Origin of the sequence: Mesotoga sp. BH458_6_3_2_1, from assembly GCF_003664995.1 — a bacterium.
Taxonomy (GTDB): Bacteria; Thermotogota; Thermotogae; order Petrotogales; family Kosmotogaceae; genus Mesotoga.
Genome location: NZ_JFHL01000018.1, coordinates 241,542 through 247,626 on the forward strand (window position 1 = coordinate 241,542; position 6,085 = coordinate 247,626).

Annotated in this window: 6 protein-coding genes; 1 reads left to right on the forward strand and 5 read right to left on the reverse strand. The window is 46.7% G+C overall.

The window, feature by feature from the left end:
* Positions 1–16: 16 nt before the first annotated feature.
* Together Y697_RS09965 and Y697_RS09970 are read right to left on the reverse strand one after the other, a co-directional pair.
* Positions 17–685, reverse strand: a complete 669-nt coding sequence (locus Y697_RS09965; RefSeq protein WP_121551472.1) for a P-II family nitrogen regulator — start codon at positions 683–685, stop codon at positions 17–19.
* Positions 678–2,168: a DUF1538 domain-containing protein gene (locus Y697_RS09970; RefSeq protein ID WP_121551473.1), complete on the reverse strand. Its 1,491-nt coding sequence runs from the start codon at positions 2,166–2,168 to the stop codon at positions 678–680. The genes Y697_RS09965 and Y697_RS09970 overlap by 8 nt, the downstream gene beginning before the upstream one ends.
* A 359-nt stretch (positions 2,169–2,527) precedes the next feature.
* Here Y697_RS09970 and Y697_RS09975 point away from each other — a divergent pair, with 359 nt between their 5' ends.
* Positions 2,528–3,553 carry a hypothetical protein gene (locus Y697_RS09975; RefSeq protein WP_121551474.1) on the forward strand — a complete coding sequence of 342 codons (1,026 nt, stop codon included), beginning with the start codon at positions 2,528–2,530 and terminating at the stop codon, positions 3,551–3,553.
* Between the two features lie 57 nt (positions 3,554–3,610).
* Here the strand turns inward: Y697_RS09975 and Y697_RS09980 are convergent, their stop codons facing one another.
* The 3 genes from Y697_RS09980 to Y697_RS09990 form a co-directional block, all read right to left on the reverse strand.
* Positions 3,611–4,501: an isoaspartyl peptidase/L-asparaginase family protein gene (locus Y697_RS09980; protein ID WP_183083776.1), complete on the reverse strand. Its 891-nt coding sequence runs from the start codon at positions 4,499–4,501 to the stop codon at positions 3,611–3,613.
* A 406-nt stretch (positions 4,502–4,907) separates the two neighbouring features.
* Positions 4,908–5,411: a DUF7000 family protein gene (locus Y697_RS09985; RefSeq protein WP_183083777.1), complete on the reverse strand. Its 504-nt coding sequence runs from the start codon at positions 5,409–5,411 to the stop codon at positions 4,908–4,910.
* A complete protein-coding gene (locus tag Y697_RS09990; protein WP_121551477.1) occupies positions 5,401–5,847 on the reverse strand; it encodes a DUF3795 domain-containing protein in 447 nt (148 codons plus the stop codon). Before Y697_RS09990 ends, Y697_RS09985 begins: the two co-directional genes overlap by 11 nt.
* Between the last annotated feature and the right edge of the window lie 238 nt (positions 5,848–6,085).

A 6,085-nucleotide genomic window follows, 5' to 3' on the forward strand; every position in this document is an offset into this window, starting at 1 on the left:
CATGGTTTAGCTATCCCTACTTGAGGAGGCCATAGGCATCGCCCACGTTTTGAATGAAAATGATTCCCTTACCAGGCTCATCGATTCTTAGCTTCTCTCTTATCTTGTTCACTATTGTCTGTGTCAACTCTATTTTGGAGACGATCATGACGATCTCCTTTTCAGGTTCGATCTCCATTGCGAACAACGTGCTTCTTTCGTGAACGCCGGATCCTCTCGCGTTTATTACCGTTCCACCTTTCGAACCCATCTCGGTAGCGGTATCTATAACTTCCTCGGCCTTTCCCCTGTCAACTATTACTGTAATCAATTGATACATAATCTCTTTTTCACCTCTTCCTTCTTGGAGCGAATTGCATCCCAGTTCTTTTGATCCTTCTACTTCCTGAATGTCTACAGTGAAAGCGATTCCGTGATCCGGGCGATCAAGCATCATATCTCTGTCAAGAGCTTCGAGCAAGCTCTTGGCATTCCTGTTGTTTGCAACTATCAATACTATTTCCTTTCGGATTTCGTACAGCGCGAAGAAGTTCAATAATCCACTTCTTACAGTGCCCCTCCCCAGCAGAATCGTGCCTCCGCTGATCCCGTTTTCCCTTGCAATTCGAAGCACTTCGCTTCCCTTTCCAAAGTTAACGACCGCATATATCAACTTATACGGACTGATATTCTTATTACTAGCCACTTGACTCAACACCTCTTTTTCTTGTCTTGATCTTGTATATCAACCCCAGTATTTGAAGAGCGATAATGGGTGTCATTGCAACCATAGATATGAGACCGAAAGCGTCAATGAGCACGTTCGCGCCTTCAATTGCGCTCGCGGCACCCTGGGCGAAAGCAATTACAAAAGTACCCGTCATAGGTCCAGAGGCAACACCTCCCGCATCGAAAGCAATTCCGACAAAGAGCTTAGGCGAAAAAAACGACAGTAGTATGGAGATGGCATAGCCGGGCAGAAGAAAATGCCAGAGTTGAACCGCCGGTACAGCTATCCTAATCATTGAAAGAGCCACTGCCAGACTAACACCGGCCGATAGGGCGAGAAGAACTATTCTTCTCTTAACGGCACCACTGGTCACATCTTCAATTTGATGAGTCAGAACGTAAACCGAAGGCTCTGCAAGGATTGTGACAAGACCCAGAATCATACCAACTAGAACTAAGATTGACTTGTTTCCCATTGAGGCTATGCCGTATCCGATTTCTCTCCCGACATCCATGAAGCCCCCGTTGACACCTACGAGAAAAATCACCATACCTACAAAAGTGAACAGAAGTCCGACAGTTATTTGTCTGAGCACTCTCTTTGAAAGTCTTAGTGAGCTAAACTGAAGCAGCAAGAAGGCCAGCAGTATCGGAAGCAGTGAAAGAAGAACCTCACTAGCGATCCTTGGCATCAAATCGAAGAAGTAACCAAGAATCTCTGAAGATTCCGATGCGAAATAAACAGGGGCAGCTTCCATAGTATTGTTAGTGGATACTATACCGACGAGAAGCACAGAGATAATTGCTCCGGCGGAGGCAATTCCCAGGAGTCCAAAACTATCATTTTCTGAAGATCTACTATCTCTCTTGAGAACTGATATCCCGGCTGCAAGTGTAAGAATGAATGGAACGGTCATCGCGCCTGTGGTAGCTCCGGAAGCGTCGAAAGAGATCGCAAGTAATTCTCTCGAAGAAAAGAGAGAAAGGATAAGTATTATACCGTAAGACACTGTCATAAGTTTCTTGAGGGCGACATTGAAGACGATTCTTATGAGTCCGAGTGAGAGAAAAACTGCAATGCCAATGGATGCAGTTATAACGACACTCCCGCTAGATAATATACCTGAAGAGACAAGCTCGACCTGAAGCGCGTGTATGTGCAGTGCGGGTTCAGCTATGGATATGAAGAATCCAAGCACAAGACCTGCAACAGCTACTATCCAGAGCTTATTAGTCTTTGCTATGAAGGTACCCATGAAGTTACCGATAGGGCTAATCCCTATACTGACTCCAAAAAGAAACGCAGACAGCCCGACAACAATCAAAAAGGAGCCAATCACAAATCTGAATATTAGAAACCAACTCAACGAGACAAACAGGAAATTGAGCACCAGAACCAGCACCGTAATGGGAAGAACGGCTAACAGCACTTCCTTGAGTTTTTCAAGAAGCAGGTTCATTGATATGCTCACCCTTTCTTCGAGATGCGCTTTCTTGCTTTATGCTGTATCTTCTCTCCGATTCGAAGCTCTTCCGTGGACGCCGAGTAGCTATACGTACCTAGGCTTTCAACCACTTCAAAGATCACCAATCCTAGACTGCAATCATTAGCTCTATTATACCTGTTCAGTCACCTCAGGGCAGGTTTACTATCATGCGTCAATCTAGGAAAGGAAGAGATGAAGAGCAGACTGAAACCCCTTTGACCGTTCATCTCAATTATCGATACTTGCTATACGAACTGAGTAAAGTGTAGTATTTCGTAAATAGCACCATCGAATTTCGAAGGGCATTTTGTCCTCAATGAACGGAGGTAGAGATGCTAAGAGAGATAATGATTTCCTTTCTTCTCGAAGGAGACGCCTGTTCATCTATAAGATACAGGGTTCAAAAGGAAATCCTAAAAGAGAGTCAGGATACTCTGAATATGAGAGTACTTCATTCGGGAATCCTCGATGATATAAGGGTTAAGAAGATAATCGAAAACCAGAAACAAGATGGCTGGCTTGGTGAGAGCTTCCACGGGGAAGACAGTATGGAGGCGTCGATCCGCTTCCTGCTAGAAAGGGGTCTTGGAAGTGATGATGCGGTTATTTCGAGAGCCTTTGAAGCTCTGGAAAGAGACAGCAGCGACTTCCCAAGAGAGTTTAAGAAAGTCGGTAGTGTATTGGACTCAAGGGGTTTCGGAGGATCCGAGTCAATCAGAGCGGCACTCTTTGCTCAGGTAGGACTCGAAGAAAAGGATTTCGTTAGATATGAAGTGGAGAAGGCTCTTGAGGCTTTTGATTTTGTCAGGAGTGCAGGATCGCTTTCAAAGATTACTGAAAGCTTCAATGGAAGGCTTGTTTTCAAGGAAGATGCCATATGGCCGTCAATATATCATCTTCGGCTTCTGGCTTTCGCGAGAGGTTGGAGAAGCGAAGAGGGCAGGAAGACAGTTGCCGGGGCAGTTAAGAGGCTAGCAGAGCTCTCGCCGATCAAACATGCGTTGCTTCGACACAAATCACAGTTAATAGCACCGGCCTCGGTCTTTATAGACGATTTCAACTCCGATATGGATAAGCTTGATTCGAAGGGGTGGATGATGTGGTTTCACCGGATGGAGCTGCTTGCGAGAATGGGTATTGCAGATGAAGTTCCGGAGATCAAAAGACAGATCGACAGGCTGCGATCAGCACTCCGGAAATCTGGAGCAAAATTTGCGGAGAAGCTCTCTCATCCTTACTTCACCCACTGGAACTCTTATACAGGCTTGGCACTTGAAGAAAACTGGAAATCACCATCCAGGAGAATCAACGATCTTACCTTTAGAAGTCTGCTGATCCTCTATAATGCCGATATGTAAGCCGGAACCTCGGTGAGTGCACTTTGGTTTATATGAGCCCCATCGCTGTCTTCCTGATCAGTCAAACCGGGAATACATTGTGGGCATGAAAAACCCGTTATGGGAGATACCGGCGTTTCCCTCGGCATCCAGGGCGATCACTCCACATTGGAAGCCCCGTTCAGAACAGATCTCGACAACTCTGTCGCAGGCTTCCTGAACCGCTTGGCCTCCCTCGACGAGCTCGACGAGCTTTCTTGTGACTCCGACTCTCAGTATTCCCTCTCCAAGACCGGTCGCAGAAGCCCCGGCAGATCTGGACGCGAAGGTTCCGGCGCCTATGATGGGAGTATCTCCAACCCTTCCCGGAAAGGCGTGGGCAATTCCCCCGGTCGAAGTCCCGGCGACGATGTGTCCCTTTGAATCGATTGCCACTGCTCCGACAGTAGAGAAGGTTCTCTGTTCAGCCAGAAGTTTGGAGTACTTTCTAACGAATTCTCTATAATCCTCCGGAAGCTTCTCAATTTCTCTATCATCAGTATTTGCATACTGCTCATTCGGGCTTGTCTCTCTGAATCCCATGAGTCTGGCGAATAACTCGGCCCCCTTCCCAGAGAGCATTAGGTGGGGAATTTCCTCCAGAACCTTTCTCGCCACGCTAATGGGATGAGCGAAATTCTTTATTCTGATTACAGCCCCTGCTGCCTCGTTACTATCCATAATTGAGGCATCCATTTCGATTTCTCCTATCATGTTGGCGAAGGAGCCGGAAATGCCCGCATCGAAATGTGGATCGTCCTCAAGTTTCGCGATAACGGACTCAACGGCATCTAAAGCAGAATCGCTTCCTTTCAGCACTTCAAGTCCGATTTCAAAGGCCACGTTCACTCCTTGTGTGCGAAGCTCTATCTCTTTTTGCGGAAGGAATCCTTCATCGCATCCGCCGTGCACGATCAGTGCTCTCTTCAATTGATTACCTCCAGCAAAATCTTCTACTGCCACTCAAGCACAGCTCCTCCCTCGGAGTATCCGATCGACTGCGAATATGGGTTCACCAATTCTTTGGGGTTCGCGAGAGTGCCAAAGAGGTTGGAAACTGCGAGACGGAGCAGTAGCAAAAACAAGAGCTCTAGAAAATTCAGATAACCTTCACTTCGTGTGTCTCAATCTAAGCAAACCGTATAGGCCGTGGCTGGGATGAATGAGCCAGGCTGATCCGAAGACTCCACGATTTGTGATTCCCGAGACCGAAGCTGGCAGCTTGAGTTTCCGGCACTCAGAGCCAGGAAATCCCTCCTACTGCATTCTTCTCGCTTCGTGACGAAATCCAGCCTAATCAGAGGGTCTTCGTTCAACTCGGCTCATGATCTGTTGCTTATCGATTGAGCATGAGAGTTACGCTCTCTGCGAACTCGATGGTCTTTCTTTCGATCTCTTTTTTGAGTTCTTCAGGGTTATCGAAATCCGGCCTATCGGAAAGCATTGACTCGAGAATGGAATCGACTCCCGGAGAGACTTGTGACAACTTGTATTGGCCTATATTCTTAAGTCTAAAGAACTCGATGTACTTGGCCTGGACCTTTCTGTTGATTGCACCAAGCCAGACTTCAAATCTGCTCTCTTTGTGCAGATAGACAATCGCGATTTTGAGTTTCCTATCTCTCAAGGCGGTGGGAGAAAATGCAAAATAAGTCATGTCCATATACCCGAAATACAGAGAACCGGTCACATAGTTTGGGTATCTGTCGGTCAAATACGTTCTTAGATCCGACATGAACGACATGATTCCCCTGTAGGCTTCCTGGATGCGCCCTGTGTTCAACTGGTTCGTGTATTCACGGATAAGATCGTTCATAGAGTCCACATTCCTACTCCTCATTCCAGCGGTATTTCTTGTTCTTTCGAAGAGTATCGAGATTGCAGTTCAGGCACAGGCCATTATGACAGCATATGACCCCTCCACATTCAGGGCATCGCCATTTTTCCTCTTCCTTCTTCAAGAACAGATCTATAGAGTTGTCACGAATGAATTCCAGGTTCTCAATCATGCTCATATGATACTTCGTTCGGTAGCGCTTATCCAGTGCCTTAAGTCGTTTACACGGAAAGGCTTTGCACTCAAAGCAGAACCGGACGCTTCCCTTTGCAAGCAATTCGCATTGGTCACGCATATGAGTGCAGTTTTCACCCCTCGGAATACACCCGGGGCAGTACTGTCTGCGAAAGCCTTTTTTCTTTAGATCCTCTTTCATTGACTGGTAATTGATGCACAGGCTACAATTCATACCGCATGGAGCGATTAACGTTTCTTCCATCGGACACCCCCTCACGACCCGTCAAGAACCCTCATCATTATCCACATCTCTTCTTTATAGTTCGATCATCTTATTCCTTAGTTCCATAATCGGCCTGAAATCTCGCGTCTCTTCAGTCTCCCCTCTCTTTTTTTCTCTAGCGTTCTTAAGAGAACCCGGACGCGTAGCGTCAGAACTAGAGCCGCTTTTCTCTCTTCACTTTGGCTTCTTACGTCTTTTTTGCCTCCTGCGAAGCAGC